Origin of the sequence: Streptomyces sp. NBC_00873 (assembly GCF_045207415.1) — a bacterium.
In the GTDB taxonomy this organism is placed as follows: Bacteria; Actinomycetota; Actinomycetes; order Streptomycetales; family Streptomycetaceae; genus Streptomyces.
Map to the genome: position 1 here is coordinate 2,236,969 of NZ_CP108803.1, position 22,998 is coordinate 2,259,966.

Annotated in this window: 13 protein-coding genes; 11 read left to right on the forward strand and 2 right to left on the reverse strand. The window is 70.4% G+C overall.

The genetic code is table 11. The features are described 5' to 3' along the window. Nucleotides 1–38: 38 nt before the first annotated feature. The gene (locus tag OH809_RS10120) at nucleotides 39–914 is read right to left on the reverse strand and encodes a class I SAM-dependent methyltransferase (RefSeq protein ID WP_406422723.1); all 876 of its coding nucleotides are present in this window, start codon (nucleotides 912–914) and stop codon (nucleotides 39–41) included. After that, nucleotides 911–1,162: an acyl carrier protein gene (locus tag OH809_RS10125; RefSeq protein ID WP_406422722.1), complete on the reverse strand. Its 252-nt coding sequence runs from the start codon at nucleotides 1,160–1,162 to the stop codon at nucleotides 911–913. The genes OH809_RS10120 and OH809_RS10125 overlap by 4 nt, the downstream gene beginning before the upstream one ends. Before the next feature lie 399 nt (nucleotides 1,163–1,561). Here OH809_RS10125 and OH809_RS10130 point away from each other — a divergent pair, with 399 nt between their 5' ends. The 11 genes from OH809_RS10130 to OH809_RS10180 all read left to right on the forward strand — a co-directional run bounded on the left by OH809_RS10130 (nucleotide 1,562) and on the right by OH809_RS10180 (nucleotide 22,810). After that, the gene (locus OH809_RS10130; protein WP_406422721.1) at nucleotides 1,562–2,410 is read left to right on the forward strand and encodes an alpha/beta fold hydrolase; all 849 of its coding nucleotides are present in this window, start codon (nucleotides 1,562–1,564) and stop codon (nucleotides 2,408–2,410) included. 198 nt (nucleotides 2,411–2,608) lie between these two features. Then, nucleotides 2,609–8,542, forward strand: coding sequence for an SDR family NAD(P)-dependent oxidoreductase (locus OH809_RS10135; RefSeq protein WP_406425264.1), 5,934 nt, complete (start codon nucleotides 2,609–2,611; stop codon nucleotides 8,540–8,542). A 3-nt stretch (nucleotides 8,543–8,545) separates the two neighbouring features. Next, nucleotides 8,546–12,571 carry a type I polyketide synthase gene (locus OH809_RS10140; RefSeq protein ID WP_406422720.1) on the forward strand — a complete coding sequence of 1,342 codons (4,026 nt, stop codon included), beginning with the start codon at nucleotides 8,546–8,548 and terminating at the stop codon, nucleotides 12,569–12,571. Then, the gene (locus OH809_RS10145; RefSeq protein WP_406422719.1) at nucleotides 12,553–13,563 is read left to right on the forward strand and encodes a 3-oxoacyl-ACP synthase III family protein; all 1,011 of its coding nucleotides are present in this window, start codon (nucleotides 12,553–12,555) and stop codon (nucleotides 13,561–13,563) included. The genes OH809_RS10140 and OH809_RS10145 overlap by 19 nt, the downstream gene beginning before the upstream one ends. After that, nucleotides 13,560–14,957 carry an NAD(P)/FAD-dependent oxidoreductase gene (locus OH809_RS10150; protein WP_406422718.1) on the forward strand — a complete coding sequence of 466 codons (1,398 nt, stop codon included), beginning with the start codon at nucleotides 13,560–13,562 and terminating at the stop codon, nucleotides 14,955–14,957. Before OH809_RS10145 ends, OH809_RS10150 begins: the two co-directional genes overlap by 4 nt. Beyond that, nucleotides 14,954–16,003, forward strand: coding sequence for an AfsA-related hotdog domain-containing protein (locus OH809_RS10155; RefSeq protein WP_406422717.1), 1,050 nt, complete (start codon nucleotides 14,954–14,956; stop codon nucleotides 16,001–16,003). The genes OH809_RS10150 and OH809_RS10155 overlap by 4 nt, the downstream gene beginning before the upstream one ends. 30 nt (nucleotides 16,004–16,033) lie before the next feature. After that, a complete protein-coding gene (locus tag OH809_RS10160) occupies nucleotides 16,034–17,338 on the forward strand; it encodes a protoporphyrinogen/coproporphyrinogen oxidase (RefSeq protein ID WP_406422716.1) in 1,305 nt (434 codons plus the stop codon). Further along, nucleotides 17,335–18,174, forward strand: coding sequence for an SDR family NAD(P)-dependent oxidoreductase (locus tag OH809_RS10165; RefSeq protein ID WP_406422715.1), 840 nt, complete (start codon nucleotides 17,335–17,337; stop codon nucleotides 18,172–18,174). The genes OH809_RS10160 and OH809_RS10165 overlap by 4 nt, the downstream gene beginning before the upstream one ends. 7 nt (nucleotides 18,175–18,181) lie before the next feature. Then, nucleotides 18,182–19,189: an acyl-CoA desaturase gene (locus OH809_RS10170; RefSeq protein WP_406422714.1), complete on the forward strand. Its 1,008-nt coding sequence runs from the start codon at nucleotides 18,182–18,184 to the stop codon at nucleotides 19,187–19,189. 54 nt (nucleotides 19,190–19,243) lie between these two features. Continuing rightward, nucleotides 19,244–20,869 carry an AMP-binding protein gene (locus OH809_RS10175; RefSeq protein WP_406422713.1) on the forward strand — a complete coding sequence of 542 codons (1,626 nt, stop codon included), beginning with the start codon at nucleotides 19,244–19,246 and terminating at the stop codon, nucleotides 20,867–20,869. A gap of 99 nt (nucleotides 20,870–20,968) precedes the next feature. After that, entirely contained in the window at nucleotides 20,969–22,810 is a 1,842-nt protein-coding gene (locus tag OH809_RS10180; protein ID WP_406422712.1) for an acyl-CoA dehydrogenase, read from the forward strand. Nucleotides 22,811–22,998: the final 188 nt, after the last annotated feature.

Consider the following 22,998-nt stretch of genomic DNA (forward strand, 5'->3'; position numbering starts at 1 on the left):
GTGGAGAGGTCCGGCACAAGGATTTCTCAGACCTCTCGTCACACGGCTTCGAGGATCATCCTGGACAGACCGAGGTGGCGGTTCGCGAAGTGGCCGACCGTCGCGCCCAAGTAACGTTCATAGTTGGCAACATTCTCCTCGCCCGCGACCTTCACGGCCTGATCGCGGTTGGCCTGGAGACGGTTCAGCCATTCCTGGCTGGTGCGACTGTAATGGTCCGGATCATTCCGCAGATTCACGATGTCGAAGCACTTCTCGCTCGACTCGACAACCTCGGAAAGGGCCGGAATCTCAGACTCCGGGAAAATGATGTCGATGATGAACATCAGGTCACGGACCGTCTGCTTGTCCATCTGAACGTTATTGCCCTTGATGTTGGTCTGCAGCGCGAGCCGGCCGCCCTTCGGGAGCCAGGCACGGCACCGCTCGAAGAACTCCCGGTACGCACCGACGCGTTCGGCGCGTGACAGGCCGGTGCGCGCGAAGTGCTCGAGCGCGCCGATGGAGATGATGGCGTCGTAGCGCTCTTCCGGCTCATGGTCGAGCCAGCTCTCCACCCGTACCTCGGTGCGCGGCAGGGCGGCCTGCCGCAGCCGTTCGGCCTGGCTGTCGCTGAGCGTGAGGCCGACGGCCCGCTTCACGCCATGGGTGTTGACCAGGCGGTCGAGCAGGCTGCCCCAGCCACAGCCGACATCGAGGACCCGGCCCGCGCCGGGCGCCTTGGCGCCCTCGATCAGATAGTCCAGCTTGCGCCTCTGGGCCGCCTCCAAGGTGTCGCCCGCATCGCTCTCGTCCCAGAGCGCACAGGTGTAAGTGAGGTCGTTGTCCAGCCACAGGGCAAAGAAGTCATTCGAAACGTCATAGTGGTGACGAATCGATTCTGCCGATGCGCCCCGGTAGTCGATGGCCGTCACGCGGCTGCACTGCCCGGCTTGCTCTCCTCGGCGAGGTTTACAAGGTCCGCCACCGTCTTGACGCTCGCGGCCTTGCTCTCGTCGAATTCGATGCCGAGGTCATCCTCGATGGTGTAGACGATATCGGCTATCTGCAGGCTCGAAAGCCCCACCGAGTCAAAGGCCGTGTCGGCGTCGAGGGTATAGGAGCCCGCCTTGCTGCCGAGCTTCTTGACGATACGGTCACATACCTCTTCAGCAGTGATCACGGAATGCCTTTCCGGTACAGGAAGATGATCGCCTGGAATTTTCCGTGGACTGCGGTGCAGCCACGCCGCCCAACAAGGCGCAGGCGAATGCGAGGGCCCGGGCGCGAACCGCTCTTGGGAGCACGGCGAGCGGTGCCGGCACGGGACGGGAGTCGCAACGGTACCCACCCGGCCGAAAGGACACCATTGCCCTTTAGGGTGATGATCATTCTTGGCCAGAATTGCGGCTGTCGAAAGCGGTGTTCAGATGTTTTACTTGCTCTGGATCACCCGGCTGGGAGCCTGTGCGCCACCAGTTGGCCCTGCGTGGCCGGCCTTGGCGGTTGGCCCCGCATGGTGGCATAGCCGTCGTCGGCCGTTCCCCTCCCCCGCATCCGATCAGGAACCAGGAGATTCGACATGGCTGAGGTACACCTCGCGGCCGGCACTGTGGAGTACCAGGACACCGGCGGCGACGGGCCCGTGGTGGTCCTGCTGCACGGTGTAGCGATGGACGGCTCCCTGTGGCGGAACGTGGTGGCCCCGCTGCGCGCGGAATTCCGCTGTGTGGTCCCGACCTTGCCGCTCGGCGGCCACCGTACGCCGATGAAGGCCGACGCCGATCTGTCGATCCCCGGTGTGGCCCGGCTCGTCGCGGAGTTCCTCGACGAGCTGGACCTGCGGGACGTGACCCTGGTGATGAGCGACTGGGGCGGGGCGCAGGCACTCGTCGCCCTGGGCCGGGACGAGCGGGTGGGCCGCCTCGTCATCACGTCCTGTGAGGCGTTCGACAACTTCCCGCCGGGCCTGCCGGGTTCGAATCTGTACACCTCCGCGAAGATGCCGGGCGGCATCAACGTCGCCTTCAAGCTCCTGAAGTGGAAACCGATGCGGCGGCTGCCCATGACCTGGGGATGGATGAGCAAGCGGCCCGTCCCGCACGAGGTGATGGACGCCTGGTTCGAGCCCCTGTGGACCTCCGCGGAGATCCGCCGGGATTTGCGGAAGTACGTGCTCGGCGTACCTCCCAAGGAGGAACTTCTCGCCTGGGCCGACACATTGCGGGACTTCGACCGGCCCTCGCTCGTGGTGTGGGCCGCCGAGGACAAGGTCATGCCGCTCGCGCACGGGCGGAAGCTCGCCGAGCTCCTGCCCAAGAGCGAGCTCGTGGAGATCGCAGACAGTTACACCCTCATCCCCGAGGACCAGCCGGAACGACTCGCCGCGCACCTCCGGTCGTGGCTGCACACGGGCAGGGCCACCGGCTAGGGGGCTCTGACGGATCTCCGTCGGAGAAGGAGCGGCGTTCGGTGCGTGCTCTCGACGTGCCGGGCGTCGCGTCGCCTCGGAGATCCACCTGAAGCCACCTGGTCCTGACGGCGGGACTCTGTGGACGCTCCCCACTCGGGGAGCGGTGGGCCGGGCGCGGGGGCGCTGGGTGACGACGTGGAGGATTGCATGGCTGACGTGATGGACTCGGCCAGCTCGGTGAACGAGCCGGACATCCCCTTGACGGTGCGGCTGGCCGCGCTGCCGAAGGATGCTCGGCACCCGGTCCTGCTGGATCTGGTGCGGGAGAAGACCGCAGAGCTCCTCGGCTCGGAGCCCAGGGATGTCGACCCGGACCTCGCTTATCGCGACATCGGCTACAACTCCCTGGCGGCCGTGGAACTGACGAGCAGCATCGGTACGGCTGCCGGGCTCGAACTGCCGCTCACGCTGCTGTTCGACCATCCGACGCCGACGGCCGTGGCACGTCATCTGCTGTCCTTGCTGGGGCTCGCCCCGACCGCCACCGAGTCCCCGCGGGACATCCTGGAGTCGGCTGCCGACCACGAACCCGTCGCGGTCGTCGGAATGGCGTGCCGCTACCCGGGCGGCATCGCCTCACCCGCCGGCCTGTGGGACGTCGTGATCGCCGGAAACGACGTCGTCTCGGACTTCCCCTCCGACCGTGGCTGGGACCTGAACGGCCTCTTCTCCGACGACCCGGAGCGTGCCGGTACGAGCTACGCCCGTGCCGGTGGCTTCCTGGAGTCGGTCGCCGTTTTCGACGCCGACTTCTTCGGCATCGCGCGGCGCGAGGCCCTGGCGATGGACCCGCAGCAGCGGCTGCTCCTGCAGACCGTGTGGGAAGCCCTGGAGAACGCGGGAGTCGACCCCGGCACACTGCGGAAGTCCCCGACAGGTGTCTACATCGGCAGCAGCGGCCAGGACTACGAACAGGTGGCGCGCTCGGGGCCACACGAACTGGAGGGCTACTGGGGCATCGGCTCGGCCGGCAGCGTCCTGTCCGGCCGGATAGCCTATGCCTTCGGCTTCGAAGGGCCCGCGCTCACCGTCGACACGGCCTGCTCGTCGTCCCTCGTGAGCGTGCACCTGGCGGCCCAGGCACTGCGCACCGGCGCGTGCTCGCTCGCCCTCGCCGGTGGCGCCGCTGTGATGACGACGCCCAAGGTGTTCACGGAGTTCAGCAGGCAGCGGGCGCTTTCGCCGGACGGCAGATGCAGGTCCTACGCCCAGGCAGCCGATGGTACGGGCTGGGCCGAGGGCGTCGGCGTCCTCGTACTGGAACGCCTCGGCGAGGCGCGTCGGCGCGGTCATCGTGTCCTCGCGCTCATACCCGGCTCGGCCGTAAACCAGGACGGCGCGAGCAACGGACTGACTGCACCGAACGGCGCCGCGCAGCAACGGGTCGTCATGCAGGCACTGGCGGCGGCCGGCCTTCGTCCCGGCGACATCGACGCGGTGGAGGGCCATGGCACAGGCACAAAGCTCGGCGACCCGATCGAGATCGACTCGCTCACGGCGGTGTTCGCCCAGGACCGTCCCGATGAGCAGCCGCTGCGGCTCGGCTCGTTGAAGTCCAACATCGGCCACAGCCAGGCCGCGGCGGGTGTCGGCGGCATCATCAAGATGATCGAGGCTCTGCGCCATGAAGTCCTGCCCCGGACCTTGCATGTCGACAAGCCGACACCCAAGGCGGACTGGACTGGCGGTGCGGTGTCCTTGCTGACGGAGTCGTCGCCATGGCCGCGAAGCGCGCGTATCCGGCGGGCCGGTGTGTCGGCGTTCGGGGTCGGCGGGACGAATGCGCACGTCCTCGTGGAGGAGCCACCCGTCGACGGCCCGGTGGCTGGACGCCCGGGTGATGAGGGCGAGTCGGGCAGCGATGCGGCGGGGGGCGGCCGGCCGCACGGTGACCGGACAGACTCCGCCGGACCGGGCGGCCACACCACGACCACAGCCGAGCCGGGCAACCGCACCCCGGCCAAAGTCGCTGCGGGCGTTCTTCCGGCCGTCCCCTGGGTGCTGTCCGCCAAGACCCCGACCGCCCTGCGGGAGCAGGCCCACCGGCTGCACACCCATCTCGCCGCCCTGCCCGACGCTCCGCCCGCCGAGGTCGGGGCCGCGCTCGCGCTGACCCGGGCCCACTTCGACCACCGTGCCGCCGTTGCCGGTACCACGCGCGACGAACTCCTCGACGCCGTGGCCGCACTCGCGCGAGGGGATGTCACCGAGGGCACCAGCCTCGCTCGAGCCCGTACCGGCGGCAAGGTCGTCTGGGTCTTTCCCGGACAGGGCTCCCAGTGGATCGGCATGAGTCGTGAACTCGCCGCCGCGCATCCGGTGTTCGCCGAGGAGCTGCGCGCCTGTGCCGCCGCGCTCGCGCCGTATGTCGACTGGTCGCTCGACGACGTGCTGGGAGGCGCGCCCGGCGCGCCCCCGCTGGACCGCGTGGACGTCGTGCAGCCCGCCCTGTTCGCCGTGATGGCCGCGCTCGCCGCGCTCTGGCGACAGCACGGGGTGCGCCCCGACGCCGTCGTGGGGCACTCGCAGGGCGAGATCGCCGCCGCGTACGTCGCCGGCGGACTGTCCCTCGACGACGCCGCGCGCGTCGTGGCGCTGCGGAGCCAGGCCATCGCCGTCGCCATGGCCGGTCAGGGCGGGATGGCGTCGGTGACGGCGTCCCCGGAGAGGCTTCTTCCCCTGCTCGAACGCTGGGGCGGACGCATATCCGTGGCCGCCGTGAACGGGCCCTCCTCCATGACCGTCTCCGGCGCCCCCGACGCCCTCGACGCACTGCTCACCCTCTGCGCCGACGAGAACATCTGGGCCCGGCGCATCCCCGTCGACTACGCCTCACACTCCCGCCAGGTCGAATCCATCAAGGAGCGGCTCGCCGAGGCCTTCGTTCCCCTCGCACCCCGTTCCGGCGAGGTCCGCTTTCACTCCACGGTCACCGCGACCGAGTTCGACACGGCGGGGCTCGACGCCGGCTACTGGTACCGGAACCTGCGGCAGACGGTCCGCTTCGACGAGGTCGTGCGGCAGCTCCTCGCAGACGGCTGCACGACGTTCATCGAGGTGAGCCCGCATCCGATCCTCACGGTCGCGATGGAGCAGACGGTGGAGGCGACGGGCACCGCGGCCGCCGTCTTCGGCTCGGCCCGACGTGACGGCGAACTGGTGCGCTTCACCGCCGCGCTCGCCGATGCGCACGTTCACGGAGTGCCGGTGGCATGGGAATCGCTGTTCGACCCGGGCACCGCGCGACGGGTCGAACTCCCCACGTACGCCTTCCAGTCGGAGCGGTACTGGGCCACGCCACGGGCCACTGCGGGTGACGTCACCGGCGCGGGCCTGCGTACGACGGGGCACCCGCTGCTCACCGCGGCCACCGAGCTCGCGGACGGCGCGGGGTGGCTGTTCACCGGGCGGGTCTCCCGGCTCACGCACGGCTGGCTGGACGACCACGCGGTCTACGACACCGTGCTGCTGCCGGGCACCGCCTTCGTGGACATCGCGGCGTCGGTGGGCGCGCAGGTCGGCTGCGACGTGGTGACCGAGCTGACTCTGGAGGAACCGCTGGCTCTCGCGGACGACGGTGCGGTGGATCTGCAGGCGTCGGTGGGGGTGCCGGACGGGGCGGGTCGGCGGTCGATCGCCGTGCACTCACGTGTCGCCGACGCGGCCGGTGACAGGGCGTGGACCCGGCACGCGGCCGGCTTCCTGGCAGCGGCGCCGCCCGGCGAACCTTCGGCTCGACCGACGGACTGGCCTCCGCCCGGCGCCACGTCCGTCGACATCGACAACCTCTACGACCTTCTCGCGGACCGGGGCTTCGGTTACGGCCCCGCTTTCCAGGGACTGCACGCCGCCTGGCGTCACGAAGGCAGGCTCCTGGCGGAGGTGGACGCCACGCCGGACGCGGACGGCTTCGCCGTGCACCCAGCCCTGCTGGACGCGGCATTCCACGCCCAGCTCACGGAACTGACGGGCACGGACGCCGAGTCGGCGCAGGCCTGGCTCCCGTTCACCTGGTCCGGTGTACGGATCACCCGCCCGGGCGTGACGCGTCTGCGGGTGACGCTCACTCCGCAGGGCGAAGGGGCGGTTCAAATGTCCGCGACCGACGAGACCGGCTCCCCCGCGATCTCGGTCGACTCGGTGGTGGCCCGCCCGGTGTCCCCGGCCGAGCTGGCCTCGGCGGGCGTGGTGACGGATTCGCTGTTCCGCCTCGAGTGGCAGCCGATACCGGCTCCGACCGCACAGACGCGATCCGTCGGATCGTGCGCGGTGCTGGGTGAGAGTGCCGATGTTTCTTGGTATGGGGCGGACGTCCCCTCCTACACCGATCTGGCCGCCCTCGTCGCGGCCCTCGACGCCGGCATCCCCGTCCCGGACACCGTGATCGCCGCCGAGCCCGCCCCGCGCGCGGCGCCGGACGCGGCACAGGCCCGTACTCTGGCACACCGCACCCTCGCCCTGCTCCAGGGCTGGCTCGCCGACGAGCGCCTCGCCGACTCCCGGCTCGCCGTCGTCACACGGGACGCCGTCGCGGTCACCCCGGACGCCGACGCCGTCCGGCCGGCTCTCGCTGCCCTCTGGGGCCTGGTCCGTTCCGCGCAGTCCGAGCATCCGGGACGGTTCACGCTGATCGACCTCGACGGCGCGGAGGGTCCGGCGCCGTCCGCGCTTCTCGCCACGCGCGAGCCTCAACTCGCCGTGCGCGACGGCATCGCGTTCGTACCCCGTGTCGTCCGCGCCCGCGCCGTGGGTGAACCGCTCCCCTTCGACCCGGACGGCACCGTCCTCATCACCGGCGGCACCAGCGGCATCGGCGCCCAGGTGGCCCGGCACCTCGTCGCCGAACGCGGTGCCCGACACCTGCTCCTCGCGAGCCGTCGTGGCCGCGCGGCCGAAGGCGTGGCCGAGCTTGCCGCCGAACTGGGCGCTCTCGGAGCCGACGTCACGATCTCGGCCTGCGACATCACCGAGCGGGCAGCCGTGGCCGAGCTCCTCGAATCCGTGTCGCAGGCTCATCCGCTCACCTCCGTGATCCACTCCGCCGGAGTCCTCGACGACGGGCTCGTCGAGACACTCACCCCCGAACGCCTCGACCGCGTCATGCGGCCCAAGGCCGACGCCGCGCTGCATCTGCACGAGCTCACCGTCGGTGCCCCGCTCCGCTCCTTCGTGCTCTTCTCCTCCGTTGCCGGGACCATCGGCGGCCCCGGGCAGGGGAATTACGCCGCCGCCAACACCTTCCTCGACGCCTTCGCCCAGTGGCGGCGTGCGCACGGGCTGCCCGGTGTCTCCCTGGCCTGGGGGCTCTGGGACGAGACAAGCGCCATGACCCGGCATCTCGCCGGCGACGGAGTGGCCCAGCTCGGCAGGTCGGGACTTGCCCCACTCTCGACCGCCGAAGGACTCCGGCTCTTCGATGCCGCACACCACACCGGTGACTCACTGCTTCTACCCGCCCGGCTCGACACGGCCGCCCTCCGCTCCCAGGGCCGCCACGGCGTGCTTCCCGCCGTCCTGCGCGCCCTCGCGCCGGCTGTGGTCCGCCAGGCGAGGGCCCGTGACGGTGCGCTGCTCACCCGTCTCGCGACCGCACCGCCGGAGGAACGTGACGCTCTCGTCGCGAGTGTCGTGGCCGCCGAGGTCGCCGCCGTGCTCGGCCTTGAGGACGCCGGGGCGGTGGATCCGGACCGGCCCTTCAAGGAGTTGGGGCTGGACTCGCTCGGCGCGGTGCAGCTGCGCAACCGGCTCAGCCAGGCCACCGGGCTGACCCTGCCGTCCACGCTCGTCTTCGGCCACCCCTCGGTCCCCGCCCTCGCCGCCCATCTGCGGACCCTCCTGGAGGAGCGCACCGAGCCGGCCGGGCAGGAACAGGTCGCTCCCGCCGTGTACACGGACCTCGACCGGCTCGCCACGCTCCTTCCCTCCGTCGCGGCGTCCGACGTCGACACCGTGAGCGCCCGGCTGCGGTCCCTCCTCGCCTCCCTGGAGAGCAGGGAACCGGGCACCGACGGCAGCCGCAGGCAGCGTATCGACGACGCCACCGCCGACGAGATCTTCGACCTGATCGACAACGACTTGGGGGTGGTCTGAGCCATGCCGGACGACGACAGGACACTGCAGTACCTCAAACGAGTGGTCGCCGAACTCCAGAGCACCCGCGAGCAGTTGAGGCGGGCCGAGCAGCGTACGAACGAACCCGTCGCGATCGTCGGCATGGCCTGCCGCTACCCGGGCGGCGTCGCGTCCGCCGCCGACCTGTGGGATGTCGTGGCCGCCGGGCGCGACGTGGTCTCGGACTTCCCCTCCGACCGGGGCTGGGACCTCGACCGCCTCTTCGACGACGACCCCGACCGCCCTGGGACGACGTACACCCGCTCCGGTGGATTCCTCGACGGGGCAACAAGGTTCGACGCCGAGTTCTTCGGCATCGGAAACACCGAGGCACGGGCCATGGACCCGCAGCAGCGGCTGCTCCTGCAGACCGTCTGGGAGTGCCTGGAGGACGCGGGGATCGACCCCGGCACGCTGCGCGGCTCCCGCACGGGCGTGTTCGTGGGGACGACCGGGCAGGACTACGCCCAGCTCGCGCGGTCCGGTCCCAGCGACCTTGAGGGCTATTGGGGCATCGGCTCGGCGGGCAGCGTCCTGTCGGGGCGTGTCTCGTACGTGATGGGGTTCGAGGGCCCGGCCCTCACCATCGACACGGCGTGTTCCTCATCTCTGGTCGGTGTGCATCTGGCGGCGCAGGCGCTGCGTCGGGGCGAGTGCTCCCTCGCGCTCGCCGGTGGTGTGACGGTGATGTCCACGCCGGGTGTGTTCACGGAATTCAGCAGGCAGCGCGCCCTCTCGCCGGACGGCCGGTGCCGGTCCTACGCGGAGGCAGCGGACGGCACCGGCTGGGGTGAGGGCGTCGGCGTCGTCCTCCTTGAGCGGCTCAGCGAGGCCCGGCGCATCGGCCACCGCATCCTCGCCGTCGTCCAGGGTTCGGCCGTCAACCAGGACGGCGCGAGCAACGGCCTCACCGCGCCCAACGGCACCTCCCAGCAGCACGTCATCAGCCAGGCGCTCGCCGACGCGTGCATCCGTCCCGCCGACGTCGACGCCGTCGAGGGCCATGGCACCGGCACCACCCTCGGCGACCCCATCGAGATCGACGCGCTGAACGCCGTCTACGGCCGGGAACGTGGGGGACAACAGCCCCTGCGTCTGGGATCGTTGAAGTCCAACATCGGGCACAGCCAGGCGGCCGCCGGAGTCGGCGGTCTCATCAAGATCGTCCAGGCCCTGCGCCACGAGGTGCTTCCCCGGACCCTGCATGTCGACCGGCCCACGTCGAAGGCCGACTGGTCCGGCGGCATCTCCCTGCTTACGGAGGCCACACCCTGGCCGCGTGGGGAGCGCGTCCGGCGCGCCGGCATCTCCTCCTTCGGCATCAGCGGCACCAACGCCCATGTCGTCGTCGAGGAGCCACGGGAGGACCAAAATGACGTGGGCGATGAGGAGTTGGCCGTACTCCCCGTCGTCCCATGGGTGCTCTCCGCCAGGACGCCCGCCGCCCTCCGCGATCAGGCCCGTCGTCTCCACACCTACCTCACCGCGCACCCCGACACCGCACACCCGGACGCCGCGCCCACCGAGGTCGGCGCCGCCCTCGCCCGCACCCGGGCCCGCTTCGAGCACCGGGCGGTCGTCATCGGCGCCGACCGTGCCGAACTCCTCGCCGGTCTCGCGGCGTTCGGCGCGGAGGAGTTCCCGGGCAACGTCGTCCGGGGCGCGGCCTCACGCGCGGGCAAGACGGCCTTCCTGTTCTCCGGGCAGGGCTCGCAGCGCACCCGCATGGGGCGTGAACTCGCTGCCGCCCACCCGGTGTTCGCGGACGCGCTCGACGCGGCGTGCGCCGAACTCGACCGGCATCTGGAGCGACCGCTGCGACAGGTGATGTCCGCCGCCGAGGGCACCCCGGAGGCGGAGCTGCTGCACAGTACCGGCTACACCCAGCCCGCCTTGTTCGCCCTGGAGGTCGCCCTCTACCGACTCGTCGAGTCCTGGGGCTTCACCCCCGATTTCCTGATGGGCCATTCGATCGGCGAACTGTCCGCCGCCCATGTCGCCGGAGTCCTCTCCCTCGCCGACGCGAGCGCCCTGGTCGCCGCCCGCGGCGCACTGATGCAGGCCCTGCCGGAGGGGGGCACGATGGTCGCCGTCGAGGCATCGGAGGACGAGGTCCGCGAAAGCCTGGCGAGGCACGAGCAGCTGGCGGTGGCCGCCGTCAACGGACCGCGTTCCGTCGTCGCGTCCGGTGCCGCCGACGCCCTCGGCGCCTGGGAACTCTCCTGGCGGGAGCGGGGCCGACGCACTCGTCGACTGCGCGTGAGCCACGCCTTCCACTCGCCCCTGATGCGCCCCATGCTCGGTCAACTGGCCGAGATTGCAAGTTGCTTGAGATATCGGGCGCCACGCATCCCGATCGTCTCCAACGTCACCGGCACCCTCGCCGACCCGGCCGCCCTGGCCGGCCCCGACTACTGGGTGCGCCACGCCGAGCGCCCGGTCCGCTTCTACGACGGCACGCGCACCCTGGAGAACGCGGGTGTGACCGCCTTCCTGGAACTCGGCCCGGCCGGGGTGCTCACCGGCATGGCGCAGGAGTGCCTGGACACCCCGTCGGCCGCCGTCCTCGCCTCCGCGCTCGACGGGCGCAAGTCCGAGCCCGTCGCGCTCCTGACCGCACTCGCCGAGCTGCACACCCACGGCGCGGGCGCCGACCTGGCGGGGCTGTTCGCACCAGCTGCGGGCCGCCGGGTGAGCCTTCCCACGTACGCGTTCCAGCCGCGCCGCCACTGGATCGACGTACAGCAGACCGTGCGTGACCCGCAGTGCGTGGACACCAACGCGGTCTCCAGGAGCGGGACTTCGGAGGAACCCGCCCCACAGGCACCGACACAGGAAGCCCTCGGCCTGGTCCTGGCCCAGGCCGCCCTCGTCCTCGGATACGACGGCACCACGGCCATGGACGCGGACAAAACCCTCCTGGAGCTCGGCATCGACTCGCTCGGCGCCGTCCGGCTGCAGCGGCGCCTCTCCGCCGCCACCGGGCTCGACCTGCCGACGACTCTTCTGGTGGACCACCCGACCCCGCAGGCGATCGCGGACCATCTGCGGCCACGGATCGGACAGGCCACACCTCAGGTGCAGGAGCCCGCAGACGACCCGGCACAGGAGCCCGCACCCCAGGCACAGGAGCCCGCACCCCAGGCTCAGGAGCCCGCACCGGCCCCCACCCCCCGGGGTCGCTACACCGCCCTCCTCAGATCCGCCCACGCCCGGGGCGAACTCCCTGCCGCCATCCCCCAGTTGCGGCGGGCCGCCTCCGTACTGCCCTCCTTCTCCTCCCCCGACCAGCTCACCGCACCGCCCAGGCCCGCCCTCCTCTCCGACGGCCCCGCCGATCCCGCAGTGGTCTGCGTGCCGTCCTTCCTGGCCGGTTCTGGCCCGCACCAGTTCGCACGGTTCGCCGCGGGCTTCCGACGCCGGATGCGGATGTCGGCGCTCACCCTGCCCGGCCTGGGTGGCACCTCACCACTTCTCCCGGGGTCCTGGCACGCGGCGGTCGGCAGCCTGGCCGCCGAGACCCTCAAGGCCGCGGCCGGCGCCCCGGTGCTGCTCGCCGGGCACTCCATCGGCGGGGTCCTCGCGCACGCCGCCGCCGCGAGCCTCGAACGCGCCGGGCACCAGGTCGCGGGCGTCGTCCTGATCGACACGTACGAACCCGAACCCGCCCAACAGAGCGAGGTGTTCGGCTGGGCGATGGGGCACATCCTCGACAGGGAACAGGTGTTGACCGACGTCGACGACGCGCGCGTCCTGGCCATGGGCGGCTATCTGCGCCTCTTCGACGACTGGGCCTGCGACCCGCTCACCGCCCCGGCTCTGCTCCTCACCGCCGAGCGCGGCCCCGACGCACCGAACAGCGAGAACTGGCGTCTATGGCGCGCGGCCGACACCGTCACGCCGGTCCCGGGCGATCACTTCTCGCTCCTCGAAGAACACGCTGCCGAGACGGCACGGACGGTCGAGGTCTGGCTTCGAAAGGAACTGTCATGCAGCCTGTCGGCATAGTCGACTTCGGGAGTTATCTGCCCGAGAAGGTCGTGGGGCCCGAGTTCTTCCACGATCCGGACGCCCCGGTGGACCCACTCGCCAACGCCCCGCTGTTCAAGGTCCCAGCGACCCGGCACCACGTCGCTCCGGACGAGCGCGCCTCCGACATGATCGCGAAGGCGGCCGCGCCCCTCTTCGAGCGGCTCGGCCGGAAGCCCCAGGCGGATGTGTTCCTCACGAACGTGCTGCTCCCGGACGAGCCGTTCATGGGCATCGGCGCCCAGGCCGCACACCGGCTCGGCATCAGCCCCGAGTGGATCGTGGACCTGCACAACGGCGGCTGTGCCTCGTTCATGTACATGATGCAGCTGGCGCAGAAGATCATGTCCGACGGCTCCGCGCGGACCGCCCTGATCGCCAATGTGCAGAACACCGCGGGGCAGATGTTCGCCCAGTCCGAGGTGCGCAGACACTCCCACGCGGCGGTACCGGGCGACGGCTGTGGCGTGGCCTATCTGGAGGCGGGCGGCGGTTCGCCGATCCTGGGTGTACGCAAGCGCAGCACTCCCGAGTACTCGGTCGACCTGGGGCTCGCGGCGCCGGACGGGCGCAAGTACTGGGAGCCCGGCACCGGCCAGACGGACATCTGGTTCGACAACGCGAAGCAGCAGGAGGTCCTGGGGCGCGGCAACTCACTCGTCCCCGAGCTGGTCCGGGAGCTCTGCTCGGACCTCGGCGAGGAGCCGTCCGACATCGACGTCCTCGTCACCAACCAGCCGAACCGGATCTTCCTGAGGAACTGGCGACAGGCCCTGAAACTCGACGGCAAGCGCCACTTCGACACCTTCGACCGCTTCGGAAATCTGTACGGCGCCGCCGTACCCATCACCCTCGACCAGGCCGCGCGCGCCGGTGAACTGCGCGATGGCGACCTCGTCGTGATGTCCGGGTTCGCGCATGCCGGTGACTTCGCGGCCGCGGCCGCGGTGCGCTGGAACGACGCGTCGTGAGCGGCTGCATACGGGACGTCCCCACCGAGGACTTCGACGTCGTCATCGTCGGCGCGCGCTGCGCCGGCTCCACCCTCGGCGTGCTCCTCGCCCGCCGCGGCCTGCGGGTCGCCGTGCTCGACCAGGCCGCACAGATCCGCTCGACGCTCTCCTCGAACATCCTGCAGGCCGACTCCCTCGCGTTCCTCGACCGCCTTGGTGTGATGGACGAGTTGCGGGCCGCCGGGGTCACCCCGATGAGCCATGTCGACATGCGTCTGGAGGAGTTCCGCTGTCTGGCCGCCTTCCCGCAACAGGACGGGGACGTCGGCGGCGCGGCCTGCATCCGCCGGGAGGTTCTCGACCCCGTGCTGGTGGGTGCGGCCCGCGCAGCGGGCGCCGAGGTGCGTCTGGGCACCCGGGTCGTCGGGGTCGTCCGCGACGGCAGCCGCGTCTCGGGCGTCCGGGCCGTGTCCGGGGGCACCGAAACCGTTCTGCGCGCCCGCCTCGTCGTCGGCGCCGACGGCCGGAACTCCAAGGTCGCCGAGGCCTGCAGCTCCCGCATGTACCACGTCAGCCCCGGTGAACGCAGCTACTACTGGACGTACTTCGAAGGCGCGGACCTCGGCGAGCGCCCCACCTTCGTCTTCCACCGCTGGGGCGACCGGCACATGCTCGGCGGCCCCGCCGACAACGGCCTCTACATCGTGGGCGTCTCCCCGCAGCAGCACGAACGGGAGTCCTTCCGCGCCGACCTCGAAGGCTCCCTGCACGCCCACGCCATGCGCTGCGCGCCCATCGCCAAGGCCCTCTCGGGCGCCACCCGGGCCAGCAGGATCTACGGCATCCGCCGCTTCTTCGGGTACTTCCGCGAGGCGGCGGGCCCCGGCTGGGTGCTGCTCGGGGATGCCGGGCACTTCAAGGACCCGGCGGGCGGGCGCGGCATCGGGGACGCCTTTCACCAGGCGGAGCGGCTTGCGCCCGCGATCGTGGCTGCGCTGCCCGAAGCCGCCCGGCTAGACCGCGCCACCGCCGAGTTCGGCACGTGGCGGGACCGCATCTACGCCGAGTACTACGGGCTGGCCACGGACCTGGGCGTCGCGGGCCCCATCGCGGGCGTCGTCCCGCGGGTCGTCCGCGCGCTGCACGCCAAGGGCAAGGTCGACGGCGTACTGGACCTGCTGAGCCACCGCGCCTCCGTCATGGATGTCCTCACCCCGGGGCGCGTTCTCGGCGCCACCGGCAAAGCCGTGCTGAGCGGCCGGGGCCGGCGCCGGGCCGCGGTCGACGAGCTGGTCCGGCTCGCCGGCACGGAGATCAGTCGCCGGAGCGCGATGCGCAGGCCCATCTATCAGAGCGGCCCTCAGCCGCACCCCGTACAGCAGGACCCGCTTGAACCGGAGCCGAGCAGATGACCAGCACTCTCCCGTACGCAACCACCCCCGGCGCGCTGCCGCCGCCCGGCATCCAGCTGGGCTTCGAGCAGACCGTGCCGCGCTCGCTCGCGCACCGCAGGCAGATCGGCGAGGTTTTCGTCGCCGACTCCGCGCAGGGCTCGGACGACGACTTCTACCTGTCCTTCCAGATCCCCCGCGCGCACAGCCTGTGGTCCGACCGGCATCCCTCCCACCACGACCCGTTCGCGTCCTCCGAAGCTGCGCGTCAGTCGATCTTCGTGCTGCTGCACCGCCATGTGGGCGTGCCGGTGGGGCTGCCCTTCAGCCTCCAGCGGATCACGCTGCGGGTCGAGGACCCGCAGGCGTACGCGGATGACGGGACCTCCGCTCTTCAGGGCTATCTGCACTACCGCGTCGCCGAACGGCAGGGCAAGGGCTCCGACGTGGTGAGCATGACCCTCGAAGGCGTCATGGAGATCGGCGGACGCCGGGCGATGACGCTCAGCGCGGTCCTCGCCTTCATGTCGCAGGAGGACTACGACGTATTCCGCGCTTTCCAGCGGGCCCAGAAGCCGGTGGACACCACCCGGTTGACACCGGCGCGCCGGCTCTCGCCCGCCCTGGTCGGCCGGGAGGTCCCCCGTAACGTCGTCATCGGTTCCGCGGGCCGTGAGGACACGGAGCCCGACAGCGGCAGGATCCGCTATCTCCTCGCCGCCGACCAGGGGCACCCCGCATTCTTCGACCACGAGTACGACCACGTACCGGGCCCCCTGATGGTCGAGGGCCTGCGGCAGGCGGCCGTCGCCGCGGCCTGCCGGAGCGGGGCCATCGCGTCCCCGCACGCCATGGTCGTCGGCTGCGAGGCGGCCTTCCTGGACTTCGCCGAGTTCGAGGCGGACCTCGTCCATGAGGCGGAGGTCAAGACGCCTGGCGCTGACGGTCGCCTGCCGGTGACGGTGTGGCTGCGGCAGTTCGGCAAGACGGTGGTCCAGGGCCATATCGAGCTGCTGCCCCACTCGGGCCCGCGTCCCCGTTCGACCGCACACATCCACGGAGTCTGATTCATGCCATTTGAACGTACACAGCGGCGCGTGGCAGTGGTGGGCGGCGGCATCGCGGGTCTCACCGCCGCGCTCCGCCTCGACCTCCTCGGCCACGACGTCGAAGTCATCGAGGCAGAGGGCACGTTGGGCGGCCGCTTCGGCCTCGACAAGCTGGGCGACCGGCGCGTCATGACGGGCGGCAAGAACATTGGCCGCCAGTACCACACCTTCCGCTGGTTCACCTCGGAGCTCGGCTCGGACGTGTACGAGAGCTTCGGATACAACGCGTCCCGCATCAAGGACGGCAAGGTGCTCACGCTCGACAGCGAGCGCCGCAGCCAGACCCTGAAGAACATCCGGCGCATGGGCTCGTCCCGGGACTTCGCGCGGATGGCGGGCATGGCGGCCCGCATCCGCGCCGACCGGCGCAACCGCTTCCTCGGCTCGCGCTACTTCAGCGGCATCTCGCGCAAGCACGACCACACCCCGCTCAGCGAGTTCTTCGGTCCCGAGATGACGGACATGCTGGTGCGGCCCATGGTGATCCGCAACAACGGAGCCGAACCCGACGAGGTCTACCCCGGCACCTTCGGCACCAACATCGCGATGCTGATGGACCACTACGACCAGTTGTCGGGCGGCATCCAGCCCGTACTGGAAGCGTTCGCCAAGCGCATACCGGTGCGGCTCAATTCGGCGGTCGAGGGCCTGGAGGTCCGCGACGGCAAGGTCACGGGCCTGCGGATCTCGGAGGAGGGCGCCGAGGCGCAGTCCAGCGACTACGACGGCGTGGTGCTCAGCACTCCCGCCTACGCCACCGCCGAGATCGTCCGCTCGGCCCGGCCCGCGCTCGCCCGCCGGCTCAGCGACGTGAACTACTTCCCGTCGACCGTGGTGCTCGTCGAGTACGACCGGGACATGTTCACGCATGACGTGCGCGCGCTCACCATGGACGACGGGCCGTGCAGCAACGCCGGTTCGTACGGCCAGGAAGACCGCCACATCGTGCGCTACACCTACAGCGGCCGCGAGGGCAGGCTCACCGACCTCAGCCCCGAGAACATCGGCCGGCTCACGGGTGAGACCGAGGAGCGCCTGGTGAAGTACCTGGGCGCGCCGCGCGCCGAGCGCGCCAATCTCCTGGTCAAGCACTGGAAGGCCGCCTACAGCGGCTATCTCCCCTACCACGCCGAGTTCCTGGCGGAGGTCCGCCGGAGCGTCACGGACATCGCGGGCCTGGAGCTCGCGGGCGACTACATCCAGGGCGTGTCCATCGAGGCATGCGCGCGGACGGGCCGCGCGGCGGCCGGACGGCTCGCCACGCACCTCGGCTCCCCGGTGAACCACGCGTGAGCGCCCCGAAGTGGGCGGTCGTCACCGGCGCCTCCTCCGGCATCGGCGAACACCTCGCCCGGGGCCTGGCCGCGCGCGGATACGGCTTGTGGCTGACCGCGCGCAACACCCAGGCCCTGGAACTGCTCGCCAAGGAGCTGCGGGACAAGCACCGCGTGACCGTGCACGTCAGGACCTGCGATCTGGCCGACTCAGCCGCGCGCGGTGAGCTGGCCGGAGAACTCGCCGGGGAGCCGGTGTCGGTGCTCTGCGCCAACGCGGGGTTTCCCACCTGCGGGCCGTTCAGCGAGAACGACCCCGCGAAGGAGACCGCCGAGGTCCAGGTCAACGTCGTCTCACTGCACGCCCTCACCCAGGCCCTCCTCCCCGGCATGCTGGCCCGCCGTCACGGCCGCATTCTGGTCACCGGTTCGACCGCGGGCTACCAGCCCGTGCCGACGGCGGCCACCTACTCGGCGACCAAGGCCTTCGCCAACACCTTCGCCGAGTCGCTCCACGACGAACTGCGCGGCACCGGCGTGAGCTGCACGCTGCTCTCACCCGGGCCCGTGCGCACCAACTTCTACGCGGTGGGCGGCATCTCGGGGCTGCAGGATCATCGGTTCCTCGCGTGGCTCACACCCCGGCGCGTCGCCGAGGCGGGCCTGCGCGGTCTCGCCCAAGGGCGCCGCGTCGTGGTCCCCGGACCTGTCGCCAAGGCCCAGTACCTCGCGGGCCGCCACACCCCGCGCGCGCTGCTCATTCCCGTGCTGCGCGCCGCATTTCTGCCCCTGTTCCGCAAGGCCAGGGGCGCAGGTACCACCCGCAACAGACAGACAGTCAACTCCCGGAAGTGAGAAGCACATGGACGGCAGGAAGCACCGCTGGTTCATACTCGGGGCGTCGTTGATTCCGCTCGTCGCGGTCTTCGGCGCCATGGGACTGCTGTGGAACGAGATCTTCGGCTGGTCGGACGTCGTCGTCCTGGTCATCATGTACGCCATCTCCGGCTTCGGGATCTCCGCCGGTTACCACCGCATGCTGACCCACCGCTCGTTCGAGACCTACAAGCCCATCCGTATCGCCCTCGCCACCGCCGGCGTGATGGCCGGGCAGGGGCCGCCGCTGATCTGGGCCGCCCACCACCGCAAGCACCACCGCGTCGCCGACAAGCAGGGCGACCCGCACTCCCCGCATCTGGACTTCGAACCCGGCTTCAAGGGCACCATGGCCGGGCTGTGGCACGCCCACCTGGGCTGGCTCTTCGACGTCGAGCTCAGCTCCGACCCTATGCGCTACTGCCCTGACCTGGTCCGTGAGAAGCCTCTGCGCTGGCTGAGCGAGCACCTGGTCCTCGTCACCGCCTCCAGTGTGGTCCTGCCCGGCGTCATTGCCTACGCGATCACCGGCGGCTCGGTGCGGGCCGGGTTGACGGGCATGCTGTGGGGCGGCCTGGTGCGTATCTTCCTCATCAACCACATGACGTACGCCGTCAACTCCGTCGGGCACGTCTTCGGACGTCGCCGCTTCGAAACCACCGACCAGTCGCGCAACGTGGCCTGGCTGTCGATCCCCTCGTTCGGGGAGGCCTGGCACAACAACCACCACGCCTTCCCCCGCTCCGCCAGGCACGGCATGAAGTGGTACGAGATCGACCTCTCGGCGATTCTCATCTGGTCCCTGGAGAAGACCCACCTGGCCTGGAAGGTCGTCCGTGTCGACCCCGAGCGCATGACCATGCGCGAGGCCAACATCAGCCGGGTCAGCGGGTCTTCGATGGGCAAGAAGGAACTCCTGGAGTCCCAGCAGTCACTCGCCCCCATGGCCGAACGCCCCCGCGACTCCGACGCCTCCCTCGTGGACGTCGAGTAGGCCGAAGGGAGACCCGGCAAACGAGAGAAACACGAGAGACGGGGAAACACGTACGTGGAGTTCTTCAACGCCCTGACCAACCATGCCTCGCACGGCGTACTGCACGAGTGGAACGGCGACGAGTTCGACCACACGCCCTGGCGCGAGGTCGTCAAGGACGCGCACGGGATGGCCGCCGGACTCCGCACCCTCGGTGTGGGGCCGGGCACCCGGGTCGCCGCGATCCTCACCAACACCCCTGACACCGTCCGCGGGCTGCTCGCCGTCTGGCTGGCGGGCGGCGCGGTGGCCTCGCTTCCGCTACCCACCCGCGGACAGAGCCACGAAGCGTACGGTGAGCAGCTCCTCGCGCTTTCAGCGCGGCTGGACCCGACGCTCCTGCTCGTCGACGACTGGCTGACCAGCATGATCCCCGAGGAGCTGAGCAGGCACCTTCCGGTTCGCGGCTGGTCGGCCCTGCGCGGCCCGGGGCGCATCGAGCCAAGCCCGCCGGGACGGGACGACCTGGCGTTCATCCAGTACTCGTCCGGCTCCACCAGCATGCCCAAGGGGTGTGCGCTCACCACCCGTTCCATCGAGCAGCAGCTGCAGATCATTCTGCATCTGACGGGCGGCCGACCGGGCGCGGACACCGTGGCCTCATGGCTGCCCCTCTCGCACGACATGGGCATGTTCGGCTGTCTGCTGTACTCGTGGGCGTACGACTTCGACTTCGTACTGTCCTCGCCCGACCGGTTCGGGATGGCGCCGCGCACATGGTTCCGCGACATGTCGGAGTACGAGGCGACGATGACGGCGGGCACCAGCACGGCCGTGTATCTCGCGGCGCGGGCACAGGGGCGGGGTTCGCTGCCGAAGGAGCTGAAGCTGCGGGCCGCCGTGATCGGCGCGGAGCGCGTCGACTGGAACACACTCGTCACGGCGACGGAGAAGTTCCGGCCGTTCGGCCTGGCCGACTCCGCGTTCCAGCCGGCGTACGGCATGGCCGAGGCGACGCTCGCGGTGACCGGCAAGCCCTGGGCGCAGGCGCCCAAAGCGCTCGCCTTCGACGGGCCCGCGCTCGTCGAGGGCTCGGTGATCGAGGTGTCGCCCGACCACCCGAAGTCCACCCGGCTCGTCTCCAACGGCCCTGCCCTGCCCGGGGTCACCGTGCGGGCCGGGTCGGGCGGCCGGATCGCGGAGATCCAGGTGGCGTCGCCGAGCCTGGCGAACGGCTACTACGCCGACCCGGAGCGCACGGCCGTCAGGTTCAAGGACTCCTGGCTGCAAACCGGCGACCTGGGCTTCGTCCAGGACAACGAGCTGTACGTCCTGGGCCGCGCCGACGACATGCTGTCGGTGGGCGGGCGGAAGGTCTATGCCTCCGAGATCGAGTCCGCGGTCGACAGCCTCAGGAACGTGCGCAAAGGGTGCGCGGCCGTCATTGACGCGGGCGATGCGGGGATGTCCCGGCTCATCCTGATGGTGGAGCCGCAGGGCAACCCGCGCGACTACCGGCCCATCGCCGAGGAGGCGGCGGCCCTGGCCATGGAGAAGGCCGGGGTCGCCCTCGCTGAGTGTCTGTTCCTGCCGCGTGGTGTGCTGCCGAAGACGCCCAGCGGCAAGATCCAGCGGTTCCGCTGCCGGGTGCTGCTCCATGAGGGGCAGCTCGCCCCCGTGGCCCGGGTCACGTTCGCCTGACCAGGAGTGTGCGGGGCCCGGCCGGTCGTGTCCGGTCGGGCCCCTGCCATGACGTCCCTCCGTCATGAAGTCCCTCGACCACGAAGGAGACAACCGCCTATGAGCCACTACCGGTCCAACCTCAGGGACCTGGAGTTCAACCTTTTCGAGGTGCTCGGCCGCGCGGAGACGTACGGCCGGGGCGCCTTCACGGGCACCACCCGGGAGACCGCCCGCGACCTGCTCGCCGAAGTGGAGCGCTTCGCCGTCGAGCAGCTCGCCGACCCCGCGATCGAAGCGGATCGCACCCCACCCGTGTACGACCCCGAGGGCCGCTCGGTGACTCTGCCCGAGCCGTTCAGGAAGGCCTACCGCGCCTGGATGGAGTCCGGCTGGTATCTGATCGGCCTGCCCGAGTCGCTCGGCGGCGCGGGCGTGCCGCCGTCACTGCGCTGGGCCGTCGCGGAGCTGGTGCTCGGGGCCAATCCGGCGCTTTACATGTACCAGGCGATCGCGGGCTTCGCGGAGATCATCGATCAGCTCGGGACCGATGAGCAGCGGCAGTTGGCGCGGCTCATCGTCGAGCGCCAGTGGGGCACGACGATGGTTCTCACCGAGCCGGAGGCGGGCAGCGATGTGGGTGCGGGCCGGACCAAGGCCGTGCGGCAGGCGGATGGCAGCTGGCACATCGAGGGCGTGAAGCGGTTCATCACCTCCGGTGAGCACGATCTCGCCGAGAACATCGTGCACTTCGTGCTCGCGCGGCCCGAGGGCCATGGTCCCGGTACCAAGGGGCTCTCGCTGTTCATCGTGCCGAAGTTCCACGTCACGGACTGGGCAACGGGTGAACTCGGCAGACGCAATGGGGTGTTCGCGACCGCGCTCGAGGACAAGATGGGCCTGAAGGCGTCCGCCACCTGCGAGCTGACCTTCGGCGACGGGACGCCGGCGGTCGGCTGGCTCCTTGGCGAAGTGCACGACGGAATCCGGCAGATGTTCCACATCATCCAGCAGGCCCGGATGATCATCGGGACCAAGTCGATGGCGACGCTCTCGACCGGCTACCTCAACGCCCTCGAGTACGCCAAGGTCCGTATCCAGGGTACGGATCTGACCTCCCTCGCGGACAAGAAGGCCCCGCGCGTCCCCATATTGCGCCATCCTGACGTGCGGCGCTCCCTGCTGCTTCAGAAGGGGTACGCGGAGGGACTTCGGGCCCTGGTTCTGTACACCGCCACGATCCAGGACCGGATCGCCGCGGCAGAAGCGTCGGGCACCCAGGACACGGAAGCGGCAGCTCTCAACGACCTACTGCTGCCGATCGTGAAGGGCTACAGCTCGGAGAAGGCCTGCGAGCAGCTCGGGCACGGGTTGCAGACCGTCGGCGGAGTCGGCTATACGAAGGACTTCCCGCTGGAGCAGTACATCCGCGACACCCGTATCGACACGCTGTACGAGGGCACGACCGCGATCCAGGGCCTGGACCTCTTCTTCCGGAAAATCGCCCGGAACCAGGGACAGACGCTGGGCCTGCTGCTCGCCGAGGTGGGCAAGAGCGTGGCCGTCGACGACGGACTGCGCGAGGAGCGAGCCCTGTTGGGCGAGTCGGCGGAACATCTGCAGGCGATGGCGAAACAGCTCGGCGGCCGGCTTCTGGTGTCTCTCGAGAAGCCGACGGCCATCTACGAGGTCGGGCGCAGCACGACGCGGCTGCTGATGGCCGCGGGGGATGTGCTGCTGACGTGGCTGCTGCTGCGGCAGGCCGCGGTCGCGGCCGAGCAGCTGGCGGAGGCCGAGAGCGGAAGCTCGCGGACTCAGCGGAACCGACTCGCCTTCTACCGGGGGAAGATCGCCACCGCGCGGTTCTTCGCCCAGGAGGTACTTCCGATGGTCGCGGCGCAGCGGCGTATCGCCGAGCGCGAGGACTCGGTGCTCATGGACGTGGAGGAGGAGGGCTGGTAGCACCCGCAGGTCAAGGAAGCCGGTCGCCGCAAGGGCGGGCCTGAGGTGGTCGAGGTCATACGCAGCCGAGGCGAGCGACTCGGACGATCGCTGGCGGCCATTGCAGTCACATAGCGGAGGCAGAAGGCCGGGGTCACCTGAGTACGGTTGCTGCGGTTGCGGTACACGACTGCTGCAACAGCAGGCTC